This window comes from Methylobacterium sp. J-068, assembly GCF_022829445.1.
In the GTDB taxonomy this organism is placed as follows: Bacteria; Pseudomonadota; Alphaproteobacteria; order Rhizobiales; family Beijerinckiaceae; genus Methylobacterium.
This window is the reverse complement of the sequence record NZ_JAKSXY010000083.1, coordinates 206,569-233,337: the sequence shown is the minus strand read 5'-3', so window position 1 is coordinate 233,337 and position 26,769 is coordinate 206,569. Positions and strand designations below refer to the sequence as shown.

The window sequence follows — 26,769 nt, the reverse complement described above, 5'->3', positions numbered from 1 at the left end:
CATCGTGAATCGGACGATGGCTTCAGACCCTCCCTGCGCAGGCGCCGGGAGGGTCCCGACCCCATCCGATCTCAGGGAGGCTTGGTCACGCCTCGCCCCTGCCGCACGTGATCAGATCGGCCTCGTCGTGCTGGACATGATCCTCCAGGAGTTCATCCACGGCGACGCCTGCGTGGTGGGTGAGCAGCCTGAGGATCGCCCGTTCCCCGATGATACGGACGAGCACGAACAGATCCGTGGTGCCGCATGGGAAGCCTCCAACCGGCGGCTGAACGAACTGACTCCGCTGATCCACGGCCTGTTCCCGGACCTGTTCGGAAACCCCGTCGAGAACCCGATGTGGTGCGCGAATCCTGGCCCCGGTCCGGCTCGTGTCACGGCGACGGACGGAGCGGCGGCATGACATCGATCGCCTACGTGATCACCGTCACCGACGGCGCCACGCTCCGCACGATTCATCCGGCCGCCCTCGGATCAAGCGCGGCAGACGTCGAGCGCATCCTGCGCGCTCACCTGTTCAGCGACGCGCAGCCATCCCGTGCCGTGCCGCCCACGGACACCGGCACCCTCACTCAACGCGAGATCGCAACATCTCAGGGCTTCACGGGGGATGCCTGTCCGAACTGCGGTGGCTTCATGATGAAGCGCGCCGGCACCTGCCTGACCTGTCAGGCCTGCGGCAGCACGACGGGGTGTGGCTGATGCCGCGTCGTGCCGCCATGGTAACGCAGGCTGATATCGCCCGGGCGATTCGCGCCATCCAAGCCGCCGGCCTGCCCGTGATGCGGGTCGTCGTGCGTACCGATGGCGTTGCGGTGGAAACGGTCCGCTCGGAGGACGAGCGCGATCCTACCGTCAGCCCGTCCGAAGTTGCCAATGAAGGGCGCGTGGTGGTCCTATGACGGCCGCCATGCCTAAACCGCGCCCGCCTCATCTCGTCCGCGAAACCACGAGACACGACCAGGTCGTCTGGTACGTGCGAGTCGGTCAAGGCAAGAGAACGCGGATGCGCGCGCCCTACGGCAGCCCGGAGTTCTGGCGCGACTATCGTCTGGCGGTCGAGGGCAAGCCAGTTGCGGCAGCCACCGGTCCGACCCCGGGCACGCTTTCGTGGCTGATCGCGAAGTACCTCACCACGGCAGAGTGGCGGGAGTTGAAGCCGGCTACCCGGAAGCAGCGCCACGGGTTCTACCGGGCCATGGAGAAGACAGCCGGCAACGAGCCGCTGCAAGCGATCGACCGCCGCGCGATCCTGGCTGGCCGAGATCGCCGCCGGGATACCCCATACGCAGCAAACAACTTCCTGAAGTCCCTACGCGGTTTGTTCCGCTGGGCCCTCGATGCCGACTACGTGAAAGCTGATCCGACCCACGGCATCAAGCTTCTCGCCGGCACCAACGAAGACGGCTTTCACGCTTGGACCGAGGAAGAGCTTGAGCGCTTCGAGGCAACCTGGGCGGTCGGTACCCGTCAGCGCCTCGCGTTCGATCTCCTGCTCTTCACCGGCCTGCGCCGCGGCGATGCCGTGCGCCTCGGCCGGCCGCATGTGCGCAACGGCGAATTCACACTTCGAACCGAGAAAACGGGAATGGTTGTGGTCGCCCCGATCCTCCCTCCCCTCGCCGCTTCGATTGCCGCCACCGCTACGGGCGAGATGACGTTCCTCGCGACAGAACGGGGCCTACCCTTCGGCAAGGAATCGTTCGGCAATTGGTTCGGGAAGGCATGCAGGGAGGCGAAGTGCCCAGGGTCTGCGCATGGGCTCCGGAAGGCCGGTGCTCGCAGAGCTGTGGAGGAAGGCGCGACGGAAGCTCAGCTGAACGCCCTGTTTGGATGGGCTGACGGGAGCCGGGAAAGCGCGACCTACACCCGGACCGCAAACCGCGCCAAGCTGGCCCGCGAGGCGCGAGCTACTCCCGCACCTTCAATTCCGGTGCGGGATCAAGGCTGAAAAGTTATTGTCAGGCAAGTGCTTAGTAAACAGGTGGTGGGCCCGGCAGGACTCGAACCTGCAACCAGACCGTTATGAGCGGTCGGCTCTAACCATTGAGCTACAGGCCCAAGCCGTTGCGGCGACTCGTACTTCGGCTCGTCGCTGTGCCCGGTCCATCATGTCGGCGATGGAAACGGCACCAGAAACGTCGGGTTTGCGTATCCCGAACGGCGTGCATCGGCAAGGGATCGCGGCGCCATTCGACGGCCTCGCGCATCCTGGTCACGCTCTCCACGCTCCGCGATCCGAGCATTCCGAGTGCGGCACCGGTCGACCGGCGGGTGTGTCGCCGGCCGGTCCACTCCTGGCCGATGTGATCCGTGTACGTGTGGCCGCGAAGGGGGCGTGCGGACGCCGTTCGGGCGCCGCGTTTCGGTATGACGGCGTCCGACAAGTCCGGCACCAAGGTTGGCTATTGCGAGAGATTCGACTTTCTCGGGGACGGTTTGCGCGGTCAGCGATCTTGTACCGAAGCTCCGCGACCTTTAGTGATGAGTACGTCATGCTCGACTACGGAATATTCTTTCCCTGATCGGATGGAGATTTCAAATTGTCTACCGAAGACAAAATCTGGGAGGATTTCATAGCGCTCAATAGTCGCGATGAGCCGACGTTCGAATTGCTCCCACGCGTCGGCGAACTCGAAGACAGGCGCAATTGGACGGTCGATACGAGCTTCGCGACCGCCGATGCCATCGCGGCGATGGAAGCGGCGGATGCCGATCCCCTGCCCGCGACCGAAGATCGAGAAGGCTATAACGGTGATCGGCATTACGAATATTGGATTTCCGGAGCACAGCTCGCATCGAAAATCCAGCAGACGGCCGCGGAGCACAAGGTCGAGCCCGGCATCTACGCGGAACTCGGCGCGGCGAGTGGCCGTGTCGTGCGCCATCTCGCGCGTCGGCGAGCGTTCGGCGAAATCTGGGCCTTCGACATCAACTGGCGGCACATCGTCTGGATGGAGCGCCACCTGCCGACGAACATCATCCCGGTCCAGACCAGTTCGATCCCGACCCTGCCCCTGGAAGACGCCTCCGTCGACGTCTTCTCGGCTTGGTCGGTGTTCAGCCATATCGAGACGTTCGAGCTTCAGTGGCTCGCCGAGATTCGCCGGGTGCTGAAGCCGGGGGGAATCGCCCTCTTGAGCGTCGTCACGGAAAATCAGATCGGTCGCATGGACAAGACGTGGCCGATGTATGAGCCGCTGACCACCCATCCGCGATGGTCGCCCACATTCGCCGACGAGCTCAAGGAACAGGGCAAGATCGTTCTGCGCTGGCGCAACGACCGATCGTATGCGTCCAACGTCGTCTACACCAAGGAATACATTTTTCGGATGTGGTCACGCATGTTCGAGATCGCCGATTACCAGGAACAATATCCGGACTACCAAGACATGATCGTGCTGAAGAAGCGATGATGCGCCGGAATTCCTGAAACGACGATCCGCCTCGGATCGCTCCGGGACGGGATCGTTTCGCCCGAGGAGCGGTGACCGGATGAGGGGTTGAGTCCGCGCCGCCCCGGCGTCCGGTGCGGATGCGAAGGCTTCGGCGCGTGACATGCCGGTCCACGGTGGTCCCATGGCCCGTACCGCGTGATACCAGACCTCGGTGAGCATGACGCATTCGAGACCAAGTGTGAGGTCCGGTCTCGCGCGCGCATCGTATCGGCACTCCGACTTCGCGCATCGCGCTCCGCGTCCGGGAATGAAAACGCCCCTTCGCGCGTTGCTCCTCGGAAGCACGGGAGACCACCATGGATGCCAGTCTCATCGCGATGAACAACGAGGCCAACCGCATCGCTTCCGAGCGCCTGCTCGCGCAGTTGCGCGACGAGGGCCTGCGCTATCGGCTCTGGGTGACCGGAACGCCGCAGGGCGACACGCTGCACATGCGCGTCAACCGGCTCTGCGCCGAGATGCGGACGCGAATCGACAAGGTGCTGCGGGGGCGCGGTCTGCGATTGGAAATCGCGGAGGCTTAGAGTGCCTCACAAAACGCCCGACCACCGTCGGTCCTCACTCTGGGCACGGCAGCGCAGCGGGAGTTTTGTGAGAGACACTTAAGGGTTCGGCCGCGCCCAGGGCGCCGCCGTCAGGGTTTCAGCCAGGAAGGCGATCAGCGCCGTGACGCGGGCCGGTCGGGGTTCGCCCGGGGGCGTCACGAGATGGAGGTCGATGGGCGGGGGCGACCAGTCCGGCAGGACCCGGACCAGGCGGCCCGCGCGCAGATCCTCCCACACCGTGAAATCGGGCTGCACTGCGAGGCCGAGGCCCGCGCGCAGGGCCGGCGCCAGGGCATCGGCATTGTTGGCGCGCAGTGGGCCTGACGGGACGACCTGGGCCTCGCTGCCGTCCGGCCCGAGGAAGCGCCAGCGGTTGGGCGTCGGCAGGTAGGCGTAGCCGAGGCAGGCATGCGCCGCGAGATCGTGCGGGTGGCCCGGCCTGCCATGCCGGTCGAGATAGGCCGGCGTCGCCACCAGGGAGCGGTGGACCGTGCAGAGCCGGCGGGCGCGCAGCGAGGAATCCGGCAGCGCGGCGATGCGCAGCCCGACATCGAAGCCGCCACCCACGAGGTCGACGACCTCGTCGCTGAGATGCAGGTCGAGGCTGAGGCCGGGATGCGCCGCCAGGAAGTCCGGCAGCCGCGGCGCGACGTGCAGGAGACCGAAGGACATCGGAGCCGCCAGCCGCAGTTTGCCGCGCGGCGTCGCGGCGCAATCCTGCGCCACGGCCTCGGCCGCCTCCCCTTCCGCGAGGATGCGCGCGGCGGCATCCCGCGCCGTAAAGCCCGCCTCGGTCAGGGCGAGCTTGCGCGAGGTCCGGTTGAACAGCCGCGCGCCGATGCGCGCTTCGAGCCGGGTGACGGCCTTCGACACGGTGCCCTTGCCCACGCCGAGTTCGAGGGCGGCCCGACCGAAGGAGCCGGTCTCCACCACCTTGGCGAAGACGGCCCAGGCCTCGAAATCCGGAAGCTTCATGGGTCGATATCCGAAACGATGTGTTTCCATCGTTTCCATTTTATCGAGGCCGGACAAGGGGCATCTTCCGGTCATCGCGGCACGGTCGAGCCGACCCGCCGCCCGACAGGAGCCAAACCCATGTCTCGCATGCCTTCACAGGACGGCACCGCCCGGAACGGTCTCCACCACGTCACGGCCTTCTCCGGCGCGGCCGCCCGCAACCGCGATTTCTACACGCGGATCCTCGGTCTCCGGCTCGTGAAGCGGACCGTGAATTTCGACGATCCTGGCACCCACCATCTCTATTACGGCGACGCGGCCGGAAATCCCGGCACGATCCTGACCTTCTTTCCCGTCGCCCACGCGGCGCCGGGCCGGGTCGGCATCGGCGAGACCCAGGAGACGGCGTTCCGGGTGCCGCGCGCCTCCATCGGCTGGTGGACCCATCGCTTCGTCGAGACGGGCGTGACCCACGACGCCCCGACGCCGGTCTTCGGTGAGCCGGTGCTGCGCTTCCGCGACCCGGACGGCATGATGCTGGCCCTCGTGGGCGTCGCCGCCGCCGAGACGCAGAGCGATCCGGCCTGGACCGACGGTACGGTTCCGGCGGAGCACGCGATTCGCGGCTTCCACGGCGTCACGCTGCTCCTGCGCGAGGCGGGTCCGACGGCGGCGATCCTGACGGACGTGTTCGGTTTCCACGAGGCCGGGCGCGAGGACCTCGCGACCCGCTATGCCGGCGGCGCCGAGGCCGGCGGGTTCGTGACCCTGCGGGCGGTGGGCGAGTTCCCGCGCGGTCGGCAGGGCGCCGGGTCGGTGCATCACATCGCGTTCCGGGCGGCGGACGACGCGGCGCAGGCCGCGATGGTGGAGCGGCTGACGGGTCCGCACGGGCTCGCCGTCACCGAGCAGCGCGACCGCCAATACTTCCGCTCCGTCTACTTCCGCGAGCCGGGCGGCGTTCTGTTCGAGATCGCCACCGACGGGCCGGGCTTCGCCGTGGACGAGACGGCGGAAAATCTGGGCCGCGCGCTCAAGCTGCCCGCCTTTCTCGAGCCGCACCGCGCCCGGATCGAGGATCGGCTACCGGAACTCGCCTGACATCCGCGCCCGCCCCCTGCGGGCGGGCGCTCACCCCCGATATCCGCGAGGTTGCCATGATGGATGCTCACATCACCGATGCCGCGAACGGGACGGGCCTCGGCTTCGTCCATCGCTTCGTGCCCGCCACGCAGGCCGGGTTGCCGCCGCTGTTGCTTCTGCACGGCACCGGGGGCGACGAGACCGACCTGATTCCTCTCGGCCGGACGCTGGCCCCCGGCGCCGCGTTGCTCTCCGCGCGTGGGCCGGTTCTGGAGAACGGCATGCCGCGCTTCTTCCGGCGCCTTGCCGAAGGCGTCTTCGACGAAGACGACCTGCGGCGTCGCGCCTCCGATCTCGCCGATTTCATCGCCGCCGCGCGGGTGGCCTACGGCCTCGCGGCCCCCGTCGCGGTCGGCTTCTCGAATGGCGCCAACATCGCCGCGGCCCTCCTGCTGCTGCGTCCCGACGCCCTGGCCGGGGCCGCGCTGCTGCGCCCGATGCTGCCCTTGGCGCGGACGCCATCGGTCGACCTCGCGGGGCGCCCGGTGCTGATGCTCTCGGGCGCCGCCGATCCGATCGTTCCGGCCACCAATGTCCAGAGCTTGGCAGAGCGCCTCCGGTCCGCGAACGCGCGGGTCACGCATGAGACCCTGCCCGCCGGGCACGGCCTGACCCAGGCGGATGTCACGCGGGCCGGCGCCTGGATCGAGGGCCTTTCGGCGCGGTGAGACCGTCGTCCGCGCGATCGAAGCGGAGACAGTCTCGCTCGGCCCGCGCGGTGCGAGCGATGTCACCGCCGCACGTCCGGCCTCGCCGGCGACGGCGTCGATCTCCGGGCCGTGCGGCGGGCATCCGCGAGCGTATAGGCGAGCGCGCCCGCGACCATCAGGGCGAGCGCGTACCAGGTGATCGCGTAGACGAGGTGATTGTCCGGAAAGGACACGATCGTGAGGCCGCCCACCGGCCAGCCACCGGGATTCGGCGTCGCATCGGCGTCGATGAAGACGGAGGCTGTCCGGCCGAGGCCGCGGGCGGCCGCGATGGCGGCGACATCGCGCGAGTACCAGCGCCCGGCCCCCGGATCGTTCGCGCGCAGGAATCCACCGCTGGGTTCGCTGAAACGCAGGAGGCCCGTCACGGTGACGGGCCCGGCATTCGCGGTTTGCGGGCGCGTCGCGGGATCGCGCCCGCCGGTCGGCACGAAGCCGCGATTGACCAGGATCGTGGTGCCGTCCGGACGCTCCAGGGGCGTCATCACCCAGAAGCCGGGGCCGAGGTCGGTCACGGCCTGGACCAGGGTCTCACGGTCGTGGCGGAACCGCCCCGTCGCCCGCACGCGCCGATAGGCGTCGGCCTCCGGCGTCAGGCCGCCCGCCTCCGCCGGTCCGGGCGCCTCGACCGGCTCGGCGTGGATGCGGGCCTCGACCCGCGCGACGAGCGCGTGCTTCCAGGTCCGGCGCTGAACCTGCCAGGTGCCCAGCGCCGCCAGGATGGCCACGAGCACCAGTCCGGCGGCGCAGAGGGCGAACAGGCCCGCGCCGGAGCGGCTCCGGGCCGGATCGCCCCTGCGCATCAGCGCATGTTCATGTGCATCGGCATCATGTTGGTGTTGAGGTGGTACATCACCCAGAGCGAGCCCGTGAGGGTGATGATCACGAGCGTCAGGGTGAAGATCAGCGCCAGGATGGTCCAGCCGCCCTCGGATTTCGTGTTCATGTGCAGGAAGTAGATCATGTGGACCACGATCTGCACCACCGCGAAGCCCATGATCACGAGGCCGGTCAGGCGGTCGTTCCCCAGCACGTCGCCCATGACCAGGATGAAGGGGATCGCGGTCAGGATCACCGACAGGACGAAGCCCGTCATGTAGCCCTTGAACGAGCCGTGGCTCCCGCCGTGGTCGCCATGCGCCGCATCGTGGGGATGCGCGCCGTGGCCGTGCGGCTGCCTCGCGTTCGACGCGGCGCTCATTGCAGGACTCCCATCAGGTACACGAAGGTGAACACGCCGATCCAGACCACGTCGAGGAAGTGCCAGAACATGCTGAGGCAGAGCAGCCGGCGCTTGTTCTCCGCCACCAGCCCGCGCCGGTGCACCTGCACCATCAGGATCACCAGCCAGACGATGCCGAGGCTGACGTGCAGGCCGTGCGTGCCCACGAGCGTGAAGAACGCGGACAGGAAGGCGCTGCGCTGGGGCGTCGCGCCCTCGTGGATGAGGTGATGGAACTCGTAGAGTTCGAGGCCCACGAAGGCGATGCCGAACAGGCCCGTGACCGCGAGCCAGAGCTGGCAGCGGGCGAGGTAGCCCCGCTCCATCTCCAGCATCGCGAAGCCGTAGGTGATGGAGGAGAACAGCAGCATCGAGGTGTTCAGCGCCACCAGCGGCAGGTCGAACAGATCCTTCGGGGACGGGCCGGCCGCGTAGTTGCGCCCCACCACCGCGTAGGTGGCGAACAGGGCCGCGAAGATGAGGCAGTCGCTCATCAGGTAGAGCCAGAAGCCGAGCATCGTGCTCCCTTCCGGGTGATGCTCGCCGGTGGCGTCGTAGAAGGCCGTGGGGTCGACCGGCTCTGCGCCGGTCGACAGGTTCATGGCTGTGGAGGAGTGGGAGGCCATGGTCTCAGACGCGCTCCGCCAGCAGGGCAGTCCGCCGACCTTCCGTCCGCACGACCTCGTCGGCCGGGATGTAGAAGTCGCGGTTGTAGTTGAAGGTGTGGCCGATGGTGACCACCGCGATGGCGAGGAAGCTGAAGGCGGCGAGCCACCAGATGTACCAGATCATCGCGAAGGCGAAGACGATGCTTAAGGCGCCGAGGATCAGGCCCGTGGCGGTGTTCTTCGGCATGTGGATCGGCTTGAAGCCCTGGAGCGGACGGGCATAGCCGCGCTTCTTCATGTCCCACCACGCGTCGTGGTCGTGGATCACCGGCGTGAAGGCGAAGTTGTAGTCCGGCGGCGGCGAGGAGGTCGCCCATTCCAGGGTGCGGCCGCCCCACGGATCGCCGGTCGTGTCCCGCAATTCCTCGCGCCGGAGGAAGCTGACCACCAGGGTGATCGCGAACGAGGCGATGCCGAGCAGGATCAGGAAGGCGCCGAAGGCCGCGATCACGAACCAGATCTGCAGCGAGGGATCGTCGAAGTGCTGGACGCGGCGGGTCACGCCCATCAGGCCGAGCACGTAGAGCGGCATGAAGGCGAACCAGAATCCGGTGAGCCAGAACCAGAACGACATCTTGCCCCAGAAATCGTCGAGCCGGAAACCGAAGGCCTTGGGGAACCAGTAGGTGATGCCCGCCAGCATGCCGAACAGCACGCCGCCGATGATCACGTTGTGGAAGTGGGCGATCAGGAAGAGCGAGTTGTGCAGCACGAAGTCGGCGGGCGGCACGGCGAGCAGCACGCCGGTCATGCCGCCGACGGTGAAGGTCACCATGAAGCCGACCGTCCAGAGCATCGGCACCTCGAAGCGGATGCGGCCCTTGTACATGGTGAACAGCCAGTTGAAGATCTTGGCACCCGTGGGGATCGAGATGATCATCGTGGTGATGCCGAAGAACGAGTTCACGCTGGCGCCCGAGCCCATCGTGAAGAAGTGGTGCAGCCACACGAGGTAGGACAGGATCGTGATCACGACCGTGGCGTAGACCATCGAGGCGTAGCCGAAGAGGCGCTTGCTGGAGAAGGTCGAGACGATCTCGGAGAACACGCCGAAGGCCGGCAGGATGAGGATGTAGACCTCCGGGTGACCCCAGATCCAGATGAGGTTCACGTACATCATCGGGTTGCCGCCGAGGTCGTTCGAGAAGAAGTGCGTGCCGACGTAACGGTCGAGCGACAGCAGCGCGAGAACGGCCGTGAGGATGGGGAAGGCGGCGACGATGAGGATGTTGGTGCAGAGCGAGGTCCAGGTGAAGACCGGCATCTTCATCATGCTCATGCCGGGCGCCCGCATCTTCACGATGGTGGCGATGAGGTTGATGCCCGACAACAGCGTGCCGATGCCGGCGATCTGCAGCGCCCAGATGTAGTAATCGACCCCGACCCCGGGGCTCATGGCCGGCCCCGAGAGCGGCGGATAGGCGAGCCAGCCGGTGCGGGCGAACTCGCCCACGAACAGCGAGGCCATGACGGTCACGGCGCCCGCCACCGTCATCCAGAAGCTGAAGTTGTTCAGGAACGGGAAGGCCACGTCGCGGGCGCCGATCTGGAGCGGCACGACGAAGTTCATCAGGCCCGTGACCAGCGGCATCGCCACGAAGAAGATCATGATCACGCCGTGGGCGGTGAAGATCTGGTCGTAGTGGTGCGGCGGCAGGTAGCCCTCGACGTCGCCGAAGGCCATGGCCTGCTGGGCGCGCATCATCAGCGCGTCGGCGAAACCCCGCAGCAGCATGACGAGCGCCAGCACGATGTACATGATGCCGATCTTCTTGTGATCGACAGAGGTGAACCAGTCGCGCCAGAGGGTGCCCCAGAGGCGGAAATAGGTGAGCGCGCCGAGCACCGCGACGCCGCCGAGACCGACCATCGCGAAGGTGATGAGGAGGATCGGCTCATGAAGCGGCACGGCGTCGAGCGTCAGGCGCCCGAACAGGAGCTTCTGGAGATCCGGATTGGAGAACATGGGACTGTCTCGTGAGAGGAGTGCCGAATGGGGTCGCGGGCGAAGCGTCCGCGTTATCGATTGAGTTGGCCCGGCGCGATGGAGTCGGACCCCTTCGAGTCCGTCCCGTCATTGGCCGGGGTACCGTGGCCCTGGTGGCCCGAATGGTCGTGTCCCGAATGCTCCGGCGCCGCGTGCGGCTTGACCTCGGGCGCGTTCGATTTCGGCTTCATGCCTTCCGGCTGCTCGGGGCTGCGCGATTCACGGCCCGAGCCGCCCACCGTGGCGGCGGGGGCCTCCACGCCCTCCTCGGCGTAGCGGTTGTCGTATTCGAGCCGCTGGCGGTTGCCGTGGCTCTCCTTGCCGGCCCCGCCCATGGCGTCGATGTGCATCATCTCGTTCATGCACATCTTGCCCGGAACCGCGCACATGTTGAGCACCGACGTGTAGAGGCCGTCCTCCACCGAGGAGAAGTAGCGCACGGGCTCGCGCTCGCTCGGCTTCTCCAGCTCGAGATAGGATTGCCGGCCGAGCGGCTTGCCCTCGGCCTTCACCTTGGCGACCCACTGGTCGAACCCGGCCTGGTCGAGGCCGTGGAACTTGAAGTTCATCCGCGAGAAGCCGGAGCCGCTGTAATTGGCCGAAAGCCCCTCGTAGGTGCCGGCTTTGTTGATGACGGCGTGCAGATTCGTCTCCATGCCCGCCATGGCGTAGATCTGCCCGGCGAGCGCGGGAACGAAGAACGAATTCATCACAGTGGCGGAGGTGATCTTGAACGAGATCGGCACGTCGACGGGGGCCGCGAGCTCGTTGACGGTGGCGATGCCCTGATCTGGGTAGAAGAACAGCCACTTCCAATCGAGTGCGACGACCTCGACATTCAGCGGCTTCACGCCCGGCGGCAGCGGACGCTCGGCGTCGAGGCGGCTCAGGGGGCGGTAGGGGTCGAGGGTGTGGGTGCTGATCCAGGTCAGCGCGCCGAGCGCGATGACGATCACCAGCGGCGCCGACCAGATCAGCACCTCGAGCTGCGTCGAGTGGTGCCAGTCGGGATCGTACGCGGCGTCCTTGTTGGAGACCCGGTAGCGCCAGGCGAAGAGCAGCGTGAAGGCGATGACCGGGATGATGATGAGCAGCATCAGCCCGGTGGAGGCCAGGATCAGGTCGCGCTGCCGGACGGCGATGTCGCCGGAGGGCTGCATCAGGACCATGTTGCAGCCCGAGAGCAGGCCGAACAACGGGAGGAGCACGAGCGTACGGAAAATTTTGACGGGCATGGACTCGTCTGGCGCAATCTCGGTGGAGCAGCCTCCCGTCAGGCCCCGATCGCTCGGGGTGGGAAGCGCCGCGTCTCACTGCGCTGCATCGCATCAAATTGACAAGTGAAATGCGTCGCGTCTGATCAGCGCTGCGATCATAGCCGGACGGGCCGGCGAGGCGTTACAGGTGTCCTTCCCCTATAGGCTAGACGTCGGCGGATCTGTTAGGTGGTCCGCATGGGGCGGTTCACGCTGCGCTTTGCCGCAGACGAAATGCGCAGCATAAACGTTCCCCTGGATCTAAGGGCATGGTGCGGGACACGCCGCGCCTGATTCGGCCCCGAACGGATGAAGCGAGCACGGTTTCCTCGATGAGCGCAGAATACGCAGTGCCATCCTCGACGTCGCTGGAGCGCGACGCGCATCAGATCTCCAGCGACCACAAGGTCGCGCCGGGCGAGATCGCCATCGGCGTCGTCATCGGCCGCGCCGCCGAATATTTCGACTTTTTCGTCTACGGCATCGCCTCGGTGCTGATCTTCCCCGGTGTGTTCTTCCCCTTCGCGGATCCGCTCACGGGGACGCTCTACGCCTTCGCGATCTTTGCCTTGGCCTTCATCGCGCGCCCGATCGGCTCGGTGCTGTTCATGGAGATCGACCGCCGGCACGGTCGCGGCGTCAAGCTGACGATCGCGCTGTTCCTGCTCGGCGGCTCGACCATGGCGATCAGCTTCCTGCCGAACTACCAGCATCTCGGCGCCGTCTCGATCTGGCTGCTCGCCGCCTTCCGCATCGGCCAGGGCATCGCGCTCGGCGGGGCCTGGGACGGCCTGGCCTCCCTGCTCGCGCTGAACGCGCCGGAGAAGCAGCGCGGCTGGTACGCGATGATCCCGCAGCTCGGCGCGCCGGTCGGCTTCATGCTGGCGAGCGCCCTGTTCGCGTTCTTCCTCGCCAACCTCTCCACCGAGGACTTCCTCGACTGGGGCTGGCGCTACCCGTTCTTCGTGGCCTTCGCGATCAACGTGGTCGCCCTGTTCGCGCGCCTGCGCCTCGTGGCCACCGAGGAGTTCTCGCGCATGCTGGAGATGGACGAACTCGAGCCGACCCCGGTCCTCGAGGTGCTGCGCTCGCACGGCCGCTTCGTCCTCATCGGCGCCATCGTGCCCCTGGCGAGCTTCGCCCTCTTCCACCTCGTGACGATCTTCCCCATTAGCTGGATCCACCTCTTCACGAGCCGCAGCGCGGGCGAGTTCCTGCTGGTACAATGCGCCGGTGCGTTCCTCGCCGCCGGAACCATCGTGATCTCCGGCCTGATGGCCGACCGAATCGGCCGGCGCACGCAGGTGGGCGTGGCGGCCGCCCTGATTCTGCTGTTCGCGATCGCCAGCATCATCGCCCCGATCGTGTTCGGTGACAGCGAGCTGGGACAGACGATCTACGTGCTGGGCGGCTTCGCGCTGCTGGGTCTGTCCTACGGCCAGACCTCGGGGGCGGTGACCGCCAATCTCGGTTCGCGCTACCGCTACACCGGCGCGGCCCTGACCTCGGATCTGGCCTGGCTGGTCGGCGCGGGTTTCGCGCCCCTGGTGGCGCTCAGCGTGTCGAGCCGCTTCGGCCTGTCCTGGGTCGGCGTCTACCTGCTCTCCGGCGCCGTGGCGACCCTGTGCGCGCTGGGCTTCAACCGGCGCGAGACCGCCCGACTCTAGGTTCGCGAGCCGAGCCGCCACCGCCGCGAATTCCCGGTCGCCCGCCCAGGCGGCCGGGGTTTTTCGTCTGGCGCGCACACGCCGCGTCTCGCCCTCGTCTGATTCGCTCGAGCGCGGCCGTCAACGGATCGATGTTTAACGCCGCGACGAGACAGAAAAACCCGCCACGGTCGAAACCGGGCGGGTGAAGGTGTGCGTCATTGTTCCTGGGAAGGAACGCTTCACCCTGGCACGTGGTATGCCAGTCGGAAAGCCTTCGCATGACGGCCGAGCGACAAGCAGGCCGGATCGAAACAAAAACCCGCCGCGGCTTGCGCCGGGCGGGGAAGGATCGCTTAGGGAGGAAAGCGTTCCTCCTGTCTATCCGAGTCCCGCCGAGACACCACCGACGCGCGCGCATCTCTGGTATGCCAGAAATGCCGAGCCGCACCGACGACATCGGCGTTGCCGTTCCGCGCGCTTTCGAAGGCATGAACGGCGGACGCGCCGGCTACCCGTCTGGCTCATTCCACCGTGACGAGCTTGCGGGGCCGGCCTCGGCGCCTGGGCGGAATCTCGTGTTCAGGCTTCGGGGACGCCTCCCGCTCGCCCTGCGCGGACGAGGCCGTCGACGTCGGCGAGCGCTGGCAGTGCCGCCAAGGCTCGAAGGTGCGGGCAAGCTCCGAGCGTCGTGCCGAGTAGCTCGGAGCGGTCATGGGATAATCGTCGGACAGGCCGTACTTCGCCCGGTAGGTCTCGGGTGTGAGGCCTCGGGCCGTCAGGTGCCGACGCAGGATCTTGTAGCACGCGCCGTCCTCGAAGCTGATGAGGCCGTCCGGTGTGATGGACTTCCTGACCTGAGCCGCGCTCGGCCTGACAGCCTTCGTGGTGGGAAGGCTGGCCATGCGACGGACGAGGAGGCCGCCGACGACGGCGTGCAGGCCGACGATCAAGGTCGTCAAGTCGTCCATCAGCAGGATATTGTTAGACGCGTAAGAAGAGATGATGTTGGAAATCAACTCGACGTGATCGAATGGTGTGTTACCGAGTTTTTCGCTCATGATATAGTATTCCGGCAGGCGTCCCCTCGAAATCAGATCAAATTTTCGACGGGAAGGCAACGGCAGCCGGCGGCCCGGATGCGGTGCGAATACCGATCCAGTGATCCTGCCTCCGCTCGATCGAGGCGGAAACGGTCTCGCTCAGCCACGTGGCACCCGAGCGAAGCCCAAACGTGCCTCCGGGGTTCCGACGACGCACGGATCGGTCGGATCGGCGTGGGAGCCGCCGCTCTCGCTTCTTATCGGTTGTAATGTTCACCTATCGATAAGCGTCCGGAGCGCGTTATATCCTTTCTGGGGATCGCGCCCCGCGAGCCGATCGCCGGATGCGCGGCACCGCCGGGCAGGATCAGAGAGGGCAAGCCGTGCCGAGACATCGCAACCCGTACAAGCCACCCAAGCCCTATGTTCCGGATCTGCCCGACCATTCTCCCACGGGTCTGGCCGCCCTGGCCGAGCGCATCGAGGAGCGGCAGGGCAGCGGCTTCTTCGTGCCTGGCTCGTCCTGCGAACTCTACGCGAAGGCGCTGCGAGCCCTCGCGCGTGAGAAGGCCGCCAGAACGAGGAGCCTGTCACGGCCGGATTCGAGGCACGGGGGGGCGGAGGAGCATCGGAGGTCCGGCGAGGGTCCGTAGGACCCGCCGAAGTATGGGTACCCGCCCAAGCCGGCGTCAGGCCCACGCGCTGAGGTCGGAGGCCTCGCCCCAGGCGCAGTGGGCGGCGAGTTCGCCGGCGAACACCGCCGAGAGCCGCGCCCGCTCGGCCTCCACCAGCGGGCCGTCCAAGGCCACCGGGCGGCACCGGGCGGCCAGCCCCGGCACCACGAAGTCCGGGTTGTGCAGGGCGTGGTCGGAGGCTTCGTCGAAGAACGGGCGGTCGCCCCAGTCCAAGTAGCTCTCGGCCGCGAGGCCCTCGGCCAGCAGGATGTCGTGGGCGTCGAGTTCGACGTGCCAGTAGGTGACCCGCGTCACCGATTCCCGGGTGATCGTGGTGCCGTTGACGAGGCACATCGCCGGCACGAGCACGCCGCCCGCGTGACCGTGACCGTGACCCACCAGAACGGGATGGCCGGGAGAGAGGCGCAGGTCGCGCACGGGGCGCGCAAGGCCTTTGGCGTCAGGGCCGAAGGCGCCGGTGCGAATGCGGATCGGCTGCTGGTCAGGCGGCAGAAGGCGACTGCGCCCGTCGATATCCCGCCCGACGAGATCCCGGTGGCCGATCCAGCGGATCGGGCGTTCATGCCCCGTCGCCGTCACCGCCCGGTCGCCCACGATCAGGTTCTCGACGGCCACGTCCTGCGCGATCCCGTCCCGCACGATGCGGATGCCGGTGCCCGTGGTGAAGCAGACCAGGACCACCGTGCCGCCGTTCCCGTCGTCGCGCGTCGTGAAGCCCGTCGCCCGCGGGTCGGTGAGTTTGAAGGTCTGGCTCACGGAGGCGCCCGTGCGCGCGCCCGTCACGGTGATGCTGGAATTCGTGCTGTTGAAGCTGACCGTGGCGTTGGTCAGGCCGGCGATCGCGATCTCGTTGCCGGCGCCGAAATTCGCCAGCGTGTTCGAGAATGTGCCGTTCGTCGGCTGGGCGGTGAGCGGCAGGACGAGCCGACCGGTCGCCCCGCCCGAACTGGAAAAGCCGATCTGGCCCGTGCCGGCGGCGGCGGATTGCAAGGCGCCGGTGCCATCGTAGGTGGCCGCGCCGCCGAGCGTCAGCGTACTGCCGGCCTGGATCGTGGTGCCGCCCGAATAGGTGTTGGCGCCGGACAGCGTGAGGTTCCCGCTTCCGGCCTGCACCAGCCGCCCCTGACCCGAGACCGTCCCCGTCTCCGCCAGATCACCGGTGCGCGCGAAGGTCAGCGTGCCGGTATTGGCCACGTTGCCGCTCAGCGCGCCGCCCGTGCCCACCGTGAGGCCGGCACTCGCCGCGACCGTGATGCCGGAGGTGTAGGCCTGGGAATCCTGCACGGTCCAGGTCCCGCCCTGCACCGACAGCGCCTCGACGTTGACGACGTTGGCGAGGCTGCCCGCCGTCACGCCGCTGTTGGGGCCGAGCCCCGCATCGGCGCCCGTCCGGTCGTCGAGGCGCAGGTTGAGCGTGTCCGTGCCGGCACCGCCGTCGATGCGCCCGGCCACCGAGGAGCCGGTATAGAGGTTCAGCGTGTCGTTCCCGCCCTCCAGATTGAGGGCGCGTCCCGTGTTGCCGGTGATCGTCCCGTAATTCGAGACCGTGTCATTGCCCTCGCCGGTCTGGATCGCGGAGCCGTCGCCCCGGATGAACCGGGCGGAGCCGGCATTGGCGGCCGTGTAGGTCACGCCGTCCAGCGTGCCGACCGTGCCGGGATCGGCGAGGCCGTCCTGGCGCAGGACCGTGCCGGACGGAATCGTTCCGGTGCCGGTGATCGTGCCGGCATTGACGAGGGTGTCGTTGTCGGCGGCGGTGCCCGTCTTGTTCTCGAGGCGGATGGCGTAGCCGTTCTGGCCCGTGATCGTCCCCGTCGAGGCGTTGGTGATCCGCGTCGCGGTCACGCCGCTGCGGCTGCCGTCGGCATTCGAGTCGTTGTTGACGACGATGCCGTAGGTGGCGCCCCGGATCGTGCCGCTGTTGGTGACGGTGCCGCCACCGATGGAGATGCCCTCGCTGTTGTTGAGGCGCCCGTTGCTGTCGTAGCCGCCCGCCCCCGTTCCCTCGATGGTCCCGCCCGCGAGATTGACGATCGTGGCGCCTCCGTCGATGTCGACGCCGTCCCCGTCGCCATCGGTGGTCGCCAGCCCGGCGCGGTCGAAGGTGGGCGCGTAGGCACCCCGGATCAGACCCGCATTCGTCACCTGAACGGTGCCCGCATCGGTCCCGGTCGTGTCGGCGCCGACGCCGGACCCGTTGCGCCCGATGATCTGGCCGCCCGCGAGGTTGTTGACGACGATGTTCGTCGCGGCGGTGTTGCCGACGTCGACGCCGTGCTGGGCACCGTCGATCAGGCCGTAATTGTTGATGGTGTCGTTGGTCGAGCTCGCGGCGTTGATGCGCACGCCGCGGGAGATGTCGTAGCGCTGCGTCGTCGACGTGTTGCTGAAGGTGTTGTTCGTCGCCGCATCGTTGACGGGGCCGGCGCCCCGGATGACGCCGTAATTGTTGAGCGTCTGATGGGCCCCGAGACGAATCGCATCGCCGCTGTTGCTCTGGATCAGGGCCGTCGTGTTGGTCGTCGAGCCGTTGGTGATGACGCCGCCGCTGGTCACGTCGCTGGCGGGCGCATTCGTGGCTCCGACCGCCGCGTTGTAGTTGAGCGCGTAGGCCGCGCTCGGCGGGGTCGCGCCCGTGGAGGTGATCGCCGTGACCGACGTGTCGGAGATGATCTGGCCGAGATTGGTCAGGTTCACCGTGCTGGTGACGGCGGCGTTCGCGCCCGTGAAGGCTTGCTGCTGAACCGCGTCGCCGTCGAGGGCGCGCACCGAGCCGTTCGCGCCGACGAGGATCTGGCCGTTCGCCAGAGCCGCGCGAATGGCGCGCGCGCCCGACGCCGTGTCGTTCAGGGTCCCCTCGATATCGATCGTGGTCGAGCCGGACGGGACCGTCGCCTGCAAGGCGGTGCCGGCGGTCTGGGTCCGGGTGGCGCCGGCTTCCAGGGTGTAGGTGTCCGCCGTCGCGACCGTGGACGTGCTCGATTGGGTGCCCGAGGGGATCGTCTGCGGCATCGGTGCGGATCCTGGGAAGCGTCTTCGATCGGAGGCGTCTCGGATCGGTCGACGGTGGCGCCGTCGAAGGGTCGATCCCGCCGTGATCCCAGACCTGAAATGCTTCCCCGTGACGGCGCGATGACAATGACGGAGCTCCGTGGCTCGTGGGCGGGGACATGGCCGGATCGGGGTCGCATCCCCGTCCTCCTGTGCTCAATCGGCGACAGTTTTCGGGGTGGCGGGGGACGGCCGCCCGCGCGACCGCGATCATGCGGTGCCGCGCTCGAGTCTCGACCGCGCGCTTGAACGATCTGGTAGGAATTCGGCGCTAGGATGAGGACTGCGCAGTCCTGCTGCATTGCGCGCAATGGAATTGTGCTAAGGACCGGGGCGCGTCTCCGGACAGGCACGGTCCGAGATCGAGTGTCTGCGCGCAGCCGAAGTTCAGGTCAGCGGATCAGGGGCGGAGCATGCGCTTCGCTCGAGAGGACCCGCCCAAGAGGACACGTGATGGAAACGACCAGAAGCCGGCCGCTCAGTGCGCATGTCGTGTCCCGGGCCAACCTGTTCCGAATCGGCGATGCGGTCGAGATCATCCGCTCGTCCGACAGGGCGCGGTTCGACTGGTCGGGCGTCAAGGCCGAGGTTCGGGGCGTGATGGTCGACGAGGCCGGGCGCGTGAATATCGGGCTCCGGAACGAGTGGGGCAACTTGGACGACGCGTTCGCGCCCGAGAACCTGTTGCTGCTGGAGCGCCGCCCCGACGGGCAAGAGGCGTCCATGCGCTTCGACCTCGCGGCGAAGTCGGCCCGGGCGCCGGATTAGGCCAAACGCCCGATCAGGCCAAGCGCCCGATCAGGCCGGGACGACGGCCGCGCGGCGGCGTCGCCCCGTTCGCATCATGCTTGCAACGAGGCGAAGATCGGATCGAGGACGTCGCCCGCGAAGGTCTCCTTCCAGGTTCGGTCCGGACCGATGAGCCGTTGACGCTGCCGCGTCTCCCGATCCTCGGCCCGTGCGACGGCCCTCCTGAGGGCGGCCTCGATTCCGGCGAGCGTCGGCGGGCAGGGAACGATGTTCCGGCAGATCGCCTCGAGTTCCTCCGCCGAGCGATTCTCGTAGGTATTGGTGACCACGACCGCGCCGGTGGCCGCGAATTCGAACGGGACGACGCTCGGATGCGGCGCCCACATCAGGCTCAGGCCGATGTCGATGCTGTTCATGAAGCGCGCATATTCGTCCAAGGGCATCTTCTGCACCATGTCGATCTGGTGCTTTTCGCCCAGCGGCAGGACGTGATCCTCCTGCAACCCACCCAGCCCGACGAAGCGCCAGCGATGGTCGAAGACCCCTTCGTTGCAGAGCTTTCGCAACGCGAGGTATCCGAGCTCGAACAGGTTGCGGGCCGCGTGCATCTCGGGGCGCGCGTAGAACGCCAGCGTCCGCGTCCCGGTATCCGCCTCTCGCGCCTCGACCGACAGGCGCGTCGGAACATGCTCGAAGACGAAGTAGTCGCTCCCTTCGCGCGGCGCGTTCCGCTCGCCGAACGGGCCGACCGCGTGCTTGGCGAAGTAGGTCTGCAGAAAGCGGCTGTTGTAGAGCGGGACGTGCGGGAACTGGTAGGCATCCTGCGTCAGCGCGCGGGTCGCTCCGCACTCGTAGAAGATCGGCTCGAACTCCTGGGCCAGCAGGAGAAACCGCTTGGCTCTCGTCACCTTCAGGAGCGGCTGAACGATGTAGGCGTCCCAGACCGAGTAGACGACGAAGATATCGTTGGGGCTGATCGGGATGTACTTGCCCCGAACGCGGTTCACGTAAGCCGCCGCCTGGATCACGGAGACGAGTTCCCGGTCGCGCTCACGATAGGCGAAGTAGCTGAGTTCGTCGGTCGCGTCCTCGGTGATGAAGATGCCGATGGCACGGCCCGCGCGGGCCGTGGCCTTGATCAGCTCGAACACGGCCTTGTAGCCACCGAAGCTCATGTCCGGGTTCAGCATCGGCAGGCAGAACCAGATGCGCGGCTCGCCCTGCGCGACGATCCGGTGCGGCAAGGATTGCATGCGCTGAGCGATCTCCTCGGCGCGTTGCACGAGCCTCGGCTCCGTCACGCCGGCGAGGCGCGCTTCGAGCGCGTATTTCAGATCATGCGCCTGCCTGCGGCCTTCCTGCCGGCCGCTCGTCAGATAGTGGTGGAAGCCGGACTCGATCTTGCCCGCCGTGACGGCTTGGTTGATGTCTGTATAGAATGTCCGATACCAGAGTTCGTCGAATTTCGGATTGGGGTTGTGGCCTTCGCGGATGCCGAGGGTCTTGTAGTGCCGCAGGGCCGTCGAGCGGCTGACTTTCTTGCCCAAGTATTGCGACGAATAATAATCGTGATCGAATTCGTGCGAAATCAGGTCGTGAGAAATCTTCCGGTGCTCGTCGTGGTCGCCCCAAATCGTGTGCCCGAGACGACGGCCATACAGGTTATAGAAGGTCACCGCGTCGAGCAGTGGAAAGCATTCCAGGAAACGCTGTACGATCCGATAGGTCTGGACGTAGGCCTCGACGTCGAAATCCACTTGGGATGGTTCGGATGGCTCGTCCATTTGCACGAATTCGACATCGAGGGTCGGATTCGGACAGCGTCCCTCGTGCACGCCATTGATGACGAAGTGCACGAAGCCGGAATAGATGCTGCCGTTCGCGACCGCATATCGAACGTCTTCGTAGGTATCGAGATACCATTGCTCGTCGAAGAGTAAATTCGGGCTGATACGGGCGAAGCTTCGATCGGAAAAATAGATGTCGATCGGGTCGGCATCCAGGGCGACGTCTCCGAGCCGGCGGATGGCGACCGCACGATCGAAGCAGTCGAGGATGTCCCGACAGCCTCCGAAGCCGTGTTCGAGAAAGTTGCGCCGGCCTTCCGCGAAAGCATCGTTCAGGTCCGTCGAGAGAATACTCGCGAGATCCACCGCCGATCCGGATCGACCTTTGTTCTTGTCCGCGGCGCTGAAAGTATTGCCGGCCCGCTTGTTCTCATCGATCGACGGTCTGTCGCTCATCGTTTCGGTTCCGAGGCAGGTCCAATCCGCTTGCATCATGAACTCCGGTTCGACGTCGGAACCGGGTTATCCGCCTTTTCGACCTCGGTCTAGGTGAAATATGCAGCTACGGTTAGAACATCGCCAGAGAATCGCGGGGCGGTGGACGAACCGTGAGCACGAAACAAAATACGGTTTGCGTCGCTACACCTTTCGAGTTGCATTGGGAGTCACATGACCCTATGCATGTCGACGTTCTCAGGTCGTTGCGCAGCGGCAAGCTTTCTTTGAGCGATCAAAGAGCGAATAAAGCAACCTTCAATACCGAATGGCTCGCCTTACAAGACGGGATTGCGCGGCCGTCCTGGACGTGAGGGCCGCCCCATTCAAACCGAGATGGAAGGCCGATGGCTCATTTGTCTGCTGCCCAAGCTCCCGGCGAGACCGTCGCGAATCCGCTGACGCTCAGTTTCTCTCCCCCGTGCGGTCTGCGCGGCGACTTCCTTCCCGGAGTCCCGCATCCGGAGCGCGTGGCCGTGGCGTGCGATGGGCAGGTCCTGGCGACCGTCGCCGTTCACGCAGGCGCCAGTGGCGCCTCGTTCACCTGCGATCTGCCGCCCGTGGCCGCGCCAACGCAGGTCCGGGTGGAGGTTCGGGACGCGGGGCGAATGCTCGGCGGCCTGACGGTGACGAACCTGCCCAAGCGCAACCTGGGCGGCCTCGACGCCCTCAGTGTGCACAAGGTTTGCGATCGGCCGCTGTTCTCGGTTCCCTGGATGCAGTTCGACGGCGCCATCCTCACCGTATCGGGGGCGCATCTTCCGCCTGCCGGCAATCCCGATCTCCTGTCGGTGCAGTTCGATGAGGGCGTGCGCTACACGTTCGATCACGGGTTGCGGTCGCCGGAATTCGCCAATCACTTCTGGTACTGGCCGAACGCGGACCTCTCGAATTTCGTGCTGACGATCGATCTCGCCGGCAGCCGGCCGGGCTGCGATCCCTTCCGGTTCGAGTTCCGCTATCCGGGCGAAGAGAAGGGATTGGGGGACGTGCCGGCGCCCCTGCGCAGGATCGGCCAGCGCATCTCGATCCCCTCGGATCTCGCCCTGACGGTCTGCTTTCCGCGCGACGCGACGCAGCTGACGCGGGTCCAGACCTGGTCGAACGACCAGAGCGTCACCTTCACGGGCTACAGCACCTTCAGGGCCATCGAGGCGCTGTTCGCCCATTACGGCGTGACGCCGGGGCCCGGCGTCGAGATCCTCGATTGGGGCTGCGGCCACGGCCGCGTCACCCGTCACTTCATCGGCCAATGGCGAGAGGCGCGAATCTCGGGCGCCGATATCGATGCCGAGAACGTGGCTTGGTGCAGCGAGAACCTCCGGGGCCGGTTCACGACGGTTCCGCTGTTTCCGCCGACGGACCTGCCCGATGCCAGCTTCGACGGGATCTTCGGCATCTCGGTGATGACGCACCTGACGGAAGAGGCCCAGGCGGCCTGGCTCGACGAGATCGCGCGCCTCCTGAAGCCGGACGGCATCGCGCTGATCACCTTCGCGGGGGCCGCGGCGGCGGCGTTCTCGTCCGTGTTCCGCCCCGATCCCTGGTGGCGCGACTGGGTCGCGCGCGGCTTCGACGATGCGCAGCACGATCCGGCGCTCGACGGCAAGATCGGCGACGACGATTACTATCGGACGACGGTTCAGACGACGCAATACACGATCGAGCATTGGTCGAAACACGTCGATGTCGTCGGCGTCATCCCGCACGCGATCGGATACCAGGACATGGCCGTCCTGCGCCGCCGCCGCTGACGCCCCGCGATGCCGTTCCCCCCTCCATCCTCCTCACCACGCAAGGCGATCGATGAAGGATGCGACGATGCAACGGTCTGATTTCGGAAGCGAGACCGGCATGACCTTGATCGGACACCTGGCCCGGCACGCGCAACGCTCACCGGACAAGCCCTGCTTGGTCCATTGCCAGCACGATCGCTACCTCGTCATGACCTTCGCCGACGTCCAGGAGGTCGCGTCGCGCATCGCTGGCGCCCTGGGTGGTTCGTCGGCCGCCGCTGGGAGAGCGGAGGACGGGTCGAATGTCGTGCTCCTGTTCCTGCGGCACCATCCCCTTCAGCTCCCGGCTTATCTCGGCGCCATGATGGCCGGCTGGATTCCCTCCTTCATGGCGTTCCCGACGCCGAAGCAGGACCCGGCGCATTACTGGGCCTCGCATGCCGAGCTCGTGGCGCGGATCCGTCCCGCCCTCGTCGTCACCTATCCGGAGATCGCGGGCGAACTCGAGGCGCTGTGCGCCGGGCTCCCGACGCGCGTCCTGCGGATCGACGACCTCGCCGAGGGAGAGCCGCCGCCGGCCATGGCCTCCTCGAGCCCAGCGGATACGGCCCTGCTCCAGCACTCGTCGGGGACGACGGGCCTCAAGAAGGGCGTCGCGCTGACCTTCGGGCAGATCGAGGCCCAGGCGACGGCCTATGCGCCGAGCATCGATCTCGGCCCCGACAGCACGGTCGTCAGCTGGCTGCCGTATTATCACGACATGGGCCTGTTCACGGCCTTCCTGATCCCCCTGACGGTCGGCGCCACCGTGGTGTCGATGGATGCGTTCGAATGGGTCGGCCGTCCCGCCAGCCTGTTCGAGGTCATCGAGCGCTTCGGGGGCACCCATTGCTGGTTGCCGAACTTCGCCTTCCAGCACCTTGTGAACACCGTTCCGCACGGAGAAGAAGAAGCTCAATCCTATCGCCTCGACGGCGTCCGGGCCTTCGTCAGCTGCTCGGAGCCCGTCAAGGCCGCGAGCCTCGCGAATTTCGCCCGCGCCTTCGCGGGGTTCGGCATCCGCCCCGAGCAACTGACAGCCTGCTACGCGATGGCCGAGACCGGCTTCGCGGTGTCGCAATCGGACCCTTCCCGCCACGACCCGGTCCGTTGGTACGCGGCCGAGGCGCTCGCAACCCGCGCCCGCGCCCTGGCGGTCTCGGCGGACCATCCGGAGGCCCGCGCCCTCGTGTCGAACGGGACGCCGATCGCGGGCGTCGAGGTCCGCGTCCTTCCGAGCGCCCTGCAGGGAGCCGGCCGGTCGGACGAGGTCGCGGCCCCGGGCCTTCCCATCGGTGAGATCGCCGTGCGCGGCCCCGTGGTCTTCGCCGGATACCATCGCGATGCCGCCGCCACCGGACGAGCCTTCGTGGACGGCTGGTACCGGACCGGCGACATCGGATTCCTCGACGATGGCGAGCTGTTCATCAGCGGCCGGATCAAGGACATGATCATCGTCCATGGGCGCAACTACTTCGCCCACGATATCGAGGAGATCGTTTCGGGAATCACGGGTGTCATCCCCGGGCGCGCCGTGGCGGTCGGGGTCGTGAACGACGCCGTGGGAAGCGAGGACGTGGTGGTTCTGGCCGAGAGCCGTCTCGGGGCCGACGAAGAGCGGGAACTGAGACGCGCGATCAAGCGCCTGATCTTCGATCGCCTCGAACTCACGGTGCGCAGCGTCCACCTCGTCGGACCCGGCTGGCTCAGGAAGACGAGCAGCGGGAAGATCAGCCGGTCGGAAAACCTGGCCCGCTACCGAACCGAACACCAACCGTCTCGAGGCTGATTTCATGAACGACATGCGCCGGGCCGTCCGCAGCGTCATCGCGGAGACCTTCAACGTATCCCCGGAGATTCTCGGCGACAGTGCCGTCGCGGACGACGTGGATGGCTGGGATTCGCTCTCGCACACCATCCTGATGATCCGCCTGCAGAACGCCTTCGGCATCAGGATTCCCGAGAGCGTGGCGGCCAATGTCGAGACGGTCGGCGAACTCGTGGCGGCGGTCGAGGCCATCGCGCGGGACGGCGACCCGACCGCATCGGGACAACACCTCTAGACCCTCGTTTTCACCCGATCCCCCGCAGCGAACCGCAGGCCACTTCGTCGGAGTGCGCACCGCACCGTGAACGGGAACGCCCCGACGGATCCTGGGGCTGGAGGATGCCTGATGCTCGCCGGATCGAACCTGTCCCTCCTCGAAGGCCGGCAAGGCTGGCTTTTCCTGGAGCGCTACGAGGACGCCCAGCCGCTGCAATCCGGGGCCGACCTCACGGATTGGTCGCGGACGATGCTGCCCCCGCTCCACAGCATCATCCGCACCCGTCACGAGCGGCTCGCGGCGCGCGGCATCGGCTTCGTGGTCGTGGTGGCGCCCGAGAAGGCGAGCATCCACGGCGAGCTGCTGCCGGCCGGAGTGGTGCAGGATCTGCCGACGGCGGCCGAGCGCCTCACCGCCGCGCTGCGCGCCGACGGCATCGGCGCGGTCGACGCCGTGACGCTGCTCCGAGGGGCCAAGGGGGCGGTGCCACTCTACTACGACGTCGACACGCACTGGACCACCTTCGCGGCCTACCGGGTATATCGGGCGCTGATCGCCGCCGCGCCGGCGCATATGGGCCTCAGGCCGCTCGGACCGGAGACCACCTGGTACCGCGACAAGTCCACCTTCGGGGATCTCGGCGTCCACATGAGGCCGGAACGCAAGGGGACGATGCAGCAGCCCGAGATCGTGGGACACGACATCGAGAGCGTGATCGAGACCTTCGACGATCGCGAATGCGCCTTTCAGCGCCACGTCTGCCGGACGGGACGCGGCCGTGCGCTGGTGGTGCGGGATTCCTTCACGACGTTCCTGGCGCCGTTCCTCTCGCGGACCTTCGCCGAGACCACCTACGTGGCGCCGTCGAACGCGCTCCCGGTCGATCTCGTCGAGGACATCGCCCCGGACCTCGTCATCCTCCAGGTCGCGGAGCGCGCCCTGTTCTATCCGCCCGACGCGCTCGTCGATTGGAGTATCCGTGGCTGGCGGCAGATCTACCTCGAATCCGAGGGGCTTCACCCCGGCCGCAAGTACAACCGCAAGACCCGGCAGGCCCTGAAGGAGGGCCAATGGGCCGAGGCGCTCTTGGCGGCCGAGGCGGCGAACGCCCTCGATCCGGAGGGCCACTTCCTCCACAACCTCGCCGAGGCGAGGCTGCGCACCGGAGACAGCGCGGGTGCCCTGGCGCTCTGCGAGGGCGCCGACCGGCCCCCGGACAGGCTCCTGCTGACCCTGGCGGCCTATGCCCTCTGGGCCCTGCTCCGGCCGGACGAGGCCATCCTGCGTCTCGGGCAGGCCCTGGCGCTCCAGCCCGCCAATGCCCGCCTCCATTTCCAATTGGGCGAATGGCTGATGGAGCGAGGCCGACCGTCGGAGGCCCGACCGCACCTCCAGGCCGCCGTGGAGGTCGCGCCGACGCACGCGCCGGCCTGGTATCACCTCGGGATGGCGCATCACGGCCTCGGCGAATTCCCGGCCGCCGAAGACTGCTTCCGGCGGGGCGGCCTCATCTGACGGTTGCTCGCTCGCGCCGAT

At 67.1% G+C, this 26,769-nt stretch carries 23 protein-coding genes, 1 tRNA gene and 1 pseudogene; 15 read left to right on the top strand and 10 right to left on the bottom strand.

Translation table 11 applies throughout. The features are described from left to right. The 4 genes and pseudogenes from MKK54_RS13630 to MKK54_RS13615 all read left to right on the top strand — a co-directional run. Nucleotides 1-403: pseudogene (locus tag MKK54_RS13630) on the top strand (hypothetical protein); the annotation flags it as partial. After that, entirely contained in the window at nt 400-702 is a 303-nt protein-coding gene (locus MKK54_RS13625; protein WP_244011531.1) for a hypothetical protein, read from the top strand. The pseudogene MKK54_RS13630 and the gene MKK54_RS13625, both read left to right, overlap by 4 nt. After that, nucleotides 702-902: a hypothetical protein gene (locus tag MKK54_RS13620; RefSeq protein ID WP_244011529.1), complete on the top strand. Its 201-nt coding sequence runs from the start codon at nt 702-704 to the stop codon at nt 900-902. The genes MKK54_RS13625 and MKK54_RS13620 overlap by 1 nt, the downstream gene beginning before the upstream one ends. Before the next feature lie 104 nt (nt 903-1,006). Continuing rightward, entirely contained in the window at nt 1,007-1,951 is a 945-nt protein-coding gene (locus tag MKK54_RS13615; protein ID WP_244011527.1) for a tyrosine-type recombinase/integrase, read from the top strand. A gap of 34 nt (nt 1,952-1,985) precedes the next feature. Here MKK54_RS13615 and MKK54_RS13610 read toward each other — a convergent pair. Then, nucleotides 1,986-2,061: transfer RNA gene (locus tag MKK54_RS13610), tRNA-Ile, on the bottom strand. Between the two features lie 482 nt (nt 2,062-2,543). On the opposite strand from MKK54_RS13610, the gene MKK54_RS13605 reads away from it, so the two are divergent. Together MKK54_RS13605 and MKK54_RS13600 are read left to right on the top strand one after the other, a co-directional pair. Beyond that, nucleotides 2,544-3,416: a class I SAM-dependent methyltransferase gene (locus MKK54_RS13605; RefSeq protein WP_244011525.1), complete on the top strand. Its 873-nt coding sequence runs from the start codon at nt 2,544-2,546 to the stop codon at nt 3,414-3,416. 338 nt (nt 3,417-3,754) lie between these two features. Beyond that, nucleotides 3,755-3,982, top strand: coding sequence for a hypothetical protein (locus MKK54_RS13600; protein WP_244011523.1), 228 nt, complete (start codon nt 3,755-3,757; stop codon nt 3,980-3,982). 78 nt (nt 3,983-4,060) lie between these two features. On the opposite strand, the gene MKK54_RS13595 is transcribed toward MKK54_RS13600, so the two are convergent. Beyond that, a complete protein-coding gene (locus MKK54_RS13595; RefSeq protein WP_244011520.1) occupies nt 4,061-4,978 on the bottom strand; it encodes a LysR family transcriptional regulator in 918 nt (305 codons plus the stop codon). A 120-nt stretch (nt 4,979-5,098) separates the two neighbouring features. Here MKK54_RS13595 and MKK54_RS13590 point away from each other — a divergent pair, with 120 nt between their 5' ends. After that, nucleotides 5,099-6,061, top strand: coding sequence for a ring-cleaving dioxygenase (locus MKK54_RS13590; protein WP_244011518.1), 963 nt, complete (start codon nt 5,099-5,101; stop codon nt 6,059-6,061). A gap of 56 nt (nt 6,062-6,117) precedes the next feature. After that, entirely contained in the window at nt 6,118-6,771 is a 654-nt protein-coding gene (locus MKK54_RS13585) for an alpha/beta hydrolase (protein WP_244011516.1), read from the top strand. A 62-nt stretch (nt 6,772-6,833) separates the two neighbouring features. Here MKK54_RS13585 and MKK54_RS13580 read toward each other — a convergent pair whose 3' ends face one another. The 5 genes from MKK54_RS13580 to cyoA are packed head-to-tail and all read right to left on the bottom strand — an operon-like array spanning nt 6,834 to nt 11,925. Next, nucleotides 6,834-7,616, bottom strand: coding sequence for an SURF1 family protein (locus MKK54_RS13580; protein WP_244011514.1), 783 nt, complete (start codon nt 7,614-7,616; stop codon nt 6,834-6,836). Then, nucleotides 7,616-8,014, bottom strand: coding sequence for a cytochrome o ubiquinol oxidase subunit IV (gene cyoD / locus MKK54_RS13575; RefSeq protein WP_244011512.1), 399 nt, complete (start codon nt 8,012-8,014; stop codon nt 7,616-7,618). The genes MKK54_RS13580 and cyoD overlap by 1 nt, the downstream gene beginning before the upstream one ends. Beyond that, nucleotides 8,011-8,637 (bottom strand): cytochrome o ubiquinol oxidase subunit III, encoded by a 627-nt coding sequence (gene cyoC, locus MKK54_RS13570; protein WP_244011554.1) that lies wholly within the window; start codon nt 8,635-8,637, stop codon nt 8,011-8,013. The genes cyoD and cyoC overlap by 4 nt, the downstream gene beginning before the upstream one ends. A 28-nt stretch (nt 8,638-8,665) precedes the next feature. Beyond that, the gene (gene cyoB / locus MKK54_RS13565) at nt 8,666-10,669 is read right to left on the bottom strand and encodes a cytochrome o ubiquinol oxidase subunit I (protein ID WP_244011510.1); all 2,004 of its coding nucleotides are present in this window, start codon (nt 10,667-10,669) and stop codon (nt 8,666-8,668) included. A 53-nt stretch (nt 10,670-10,722) separates the two neighbouring features. Beyond that, nucleotides 10,723-11,925 (bottom strand): ubiquinol oxidase subunit II, encoded by a 1,203-nt coding sequence (gene cyoA / locus MKK54_RS13560; RefSeq protein WP_244011508.1) that lies wholly within the window; start codon nt 11,923-11,925, stop codon nt 10,723-10,725. Nucleotides 11,926-12,278: 353 nt separating this feature from the next. Here cyoA and MKK54_RS13555 point away from each other — a divergent pair, with 353 nt between their 5' ends. Further along, complete coding sequence (locus MKK54_RS13555) at nt 12,279-13,613, top strand: MFS transporter (RefSeq protein ID WP_244011506.1); 1,335 nt, start codon at nt 12,279-12,281, stop codon at nt 13,611-13,613. A 503-nt stretch (nt 13,614-14,116) separates the two neighbouring features. Here MKK54_RS13555 and MKK54_RS13550 read toward each other — a convergent pair. Next, entirely contained in the window at nt 14,117-14,653 is a 537-nt protein-coding gene (locus MKK54_RS13550) for a MucR family transcriptional regulator (RefSeq protein ID WP_244011504.1), read from the bottom strand. A 365-nt stretch (nt 14,654-15,018) separates the two neighbouring features. Here MKK54_RS13550 and MKK54_RS13545 point away from each other — a divergent pair, with 365 nt between their 5' ends. Further along, nucleotides 15,019-15,288: a hypothetical protein gene (locus MKK54_RS13545; RefSeq protein WP_244011502.1), complete on the top strand. Its 270-nt coding sequence runs from the start codon at nt 15,019-15,021 to the stop codon at nt 15,286-15,288. A 36-nt stretch (nt 15,289-15,324) separates the two neighbouring features. On the opposite strand, the gene MKK54_RS13540 is transcribed toward MKK54_RS13545, so the two are convergent. After that, nucleotides 15,325-18,342, bottom strand: coding sequence for a Hint domain-containing protein (locus tag MKK54_RS13540; RefSeq protein WP_244011500.1), 3,018 nt, complete (start codon nt 18,340-18,342; stop codon nt 15,325-15,327). A 492-nt stretch (nt 18,343-18,834) separates the two neighbouring features. Between MKK54_RS13540 and MKK54_RS13535 the strand changes: the two genes are divergently transcribed. Continuing rightward, complete coding sequence (locus MKK54_RS13535) at nt 18,835-19,149, top strand: hypothetical protein (RefSeq protein WP_244011498.1); 315 nt, start codon at nt 18,835-18,837, stop codon at nt 19,147-19,149. A gap of 74 nt (nt 19,150-19,223) precedes the next feature. On the opposite strand, the gene MKK54_RS13530 is transcribed toward MKK54_RS13535, so the two are convergent. Then, complete coding sequence (locus MKK54_RS13530; protein ID WP_244011496.1) at nt 19,224-21,374, bottom strand: hypothetical protein; 2,151 nt, start codon at nt 21,372-21,374, stop codon at nt 19,224-19,226. Nucleotides 21,375-21,883: 509 nt separating this feature from the next. Here MKK54_RS13530 and MKK54_RS13525 point away from each other — a divergent pair. The 4 genes from MKK54_RS13525 to MKK54_RS13510 all read left to right on the top strand — a co-directional run bounded on the left by MKK54_RS13525 (nt 21,884) and on the right by MKK54_RS13510 (nt 26,748). Beyond that, complete coding sequence (locus MKK54_RS13525) at nt 21,884-23,167, top strand: class I SAM-dependent methyltransferase (protein ID WP_244011494.1); 1,284 nt, start codon at nt 21,884-21,886, stop codon at nt 23,165-23,167. Between the two features lie 100 nt (nt 23,168-23,267). Beyond that, nucleotides 23,268-24,977: an AMP-binding protein gene (locus MKK54_RS13520; RefSeq protein WP_244011492.1), complete on the top strand. Its 1,710-nt coding sequence runs from the start codon at nt 23,268-23,270 to the stop codon at nt 24,975-24,977. A 4-nt stretch (nt 24,978-24,981) separates the two neighbouring features. Then, the gene (locus MKK54_RS13515; RefSeq protein ID WP_244011490.1) at nt 24,982-25,251 is read left to right on the top strand and encodes an acyl carrier protein; all 270 of its coding nucleotides are present in this window, start codon (nt 24,982-24,984) and stop codon (nt 25,249-25,251) included. A gap of 111 nt (nt 25,252-25,362) precedes the next feature. Next, nucleotides 25,363-26,748, top strand: a complete 1,386-nt coding sequence (locus MKK54_RS13510; RefSeq protein ID WP_244011488.1) for an alginate O-acetyltransferase AlgX-related protein — start codon at nt 25,363-25,365, stop codon at nt 26,746-26,748. The last annotated feature ends 21 nt before the right edge of the window (nt 26,749-26,769 follow it).

What these genes read in the sequence shown, in the direction of transcription:
- MKK54_RS13625 (WP_244011531.1), top strand. Translation starts at nt 400, where the DNA reads ATGACATCGATCGCCTACGTGATCACCGTCACCGACGGCGCCACGCTC.
- MKK54_RS13620 (WP_244011529.1), top strand. Translation starts at nt 702, where the DNA reads ATGCCGCGTCGTGCCGCCATGGTAACGCAGGCTGATATCGCCCGGGCG.
- MKK54_RS13615 (WP_244011527.1), top strand. Translation starts at nt 1,007, where the DNA reads ATGCGCGCGCCCTACGGCAGCCCGGAGTTCTGGCGCGACTATCGTCTG.
- MKK54_RS13600 (WP_244011523.1), top strand. Translation starts at nt 3,755, where the DNA reads ATGGATGCCAGTCTCATCGCGATGAACAACGAGGCCAACCGCATCGCT.
- MKK54_RS13595 (WP_244011520.1), bottom strand. Translation starts at nt 4,978, where the DNA reads ATGAAGCTTCCGGATTTCGAGGCCTGGGCCGTCTTCGCCAAGGTGGTG.
- MKK54_RS13590 (WP_244011518.1), top strand. Translation starts at nt 5,099, where the DNA reads ATGTCTCGCATGCCTTCACAGGACGGCACCGCCCGGAACGGTCTCCAC.
- MKK54_RS13585 (WP_244011516.1), top strand. Translation starts at nt 6,118, where the DNA reads ATGATGGATGCTCACATCACCGATGCCGCGAACGGGACGGGCCTCGGC.
- MKK54_RS13580 (WP_244011514.1), bottom strand. Translation starts at nt 7,616, where the DNA reads ATGCGCAGGGGCGATCCGGCCCGGAGCCGCTCCGGCGCGGGCCTGTTC.
- cyoD (WP_244011512.1), bottom strand. Translation starts at nt 8,014, where the DNA reads ATGAGCGCCGCGTCGAACGCGAGGCAGCCGCACGGCCACGGCGCGCAT.
- cyoC (WP_244011554.1), bottom strand. Translation starts at nt 8,637, where the DNA reads ATGAACCTGTCGACCGGCGCAGAGCCGGTCGACCCCACGGCCTTCTAC.
- cyoB (WP_244011510.1), bottom strand. Translation starts at nt 10,669, where the DNA reads ATGTTCTCCAATCCGGATCTCCAGAAGCTCCTGTTCGGGCGCCTGACG.
- cyoA (WP_244011508.1), bottom strand. Translation starts at nt 11,925, where the DNA reads ATGCCCGTCAAAATTTTCCGTACGCTCGTGCTCCTCCCGTTGTTCGGC.
- MKK54_RS13555 (WP_244011506.1), top strand. Translation starts at nt 12,279, where the DNA reads ATGAGCGCAGAATACGCAGTGCCATCCTCGACGTCGCTGGAGCGCGAC.
- MKK54_RS13550 (WP_244011504.1), bottom strand. Translation starts at nt 14,653, where the DNA reads ATGAGCGAAAAACTCGGTAACACACCATTCGATCACGTCGAGTTGATT.
- MKK54_RS13540 (WP_244011500.1), bottom strand. Translation starts at nt 18,342, where the DNA reads ATGCCGCAGACGATCCCCTCGGGCACCCAATCGAGCACGTCCACGGTC.
- MKK54_RS13535 (WP_244011498.1), top strand. Translation starts at nt 18,835, where the DNA reads ATGGAAACGACCAGAAGCCGGCCGCTCAGTGCGCATGTCGTGTCCCGG.
- MKK54_RS13530 (WP_244011496.1), bottom strand. Translation starts at nt 21,374, where the DNA reads ATGAGCGACAGACCGTCGATCGATGAGAACAAGCGGGCCGGCAATACT.
- MKK54_RS13520 (WP_244011492.1), top strand. Translation starts at nt 23,268, where the DNA reads ATGACCTTGATCGGACACCTGGCCCGGCACGCGCAACGCTCACCGGAC.
- MKK54_RS13515 (WP_244011490.1), top strand. Translation starts at nt 24,982, where the DNA reads ATGAACGACATGCGCCGGGCCGTCCGCAGCGTCATCGCGGAGACCTTC.
- MKK54_RS13510 (WP_244011488.1), top strand. Translation starts at nt 25,363, where the DNA reads ATGCTCGCCGGATCGAACCTGTCCCTCCTCGAAGGCCGGCAAGGCTGG.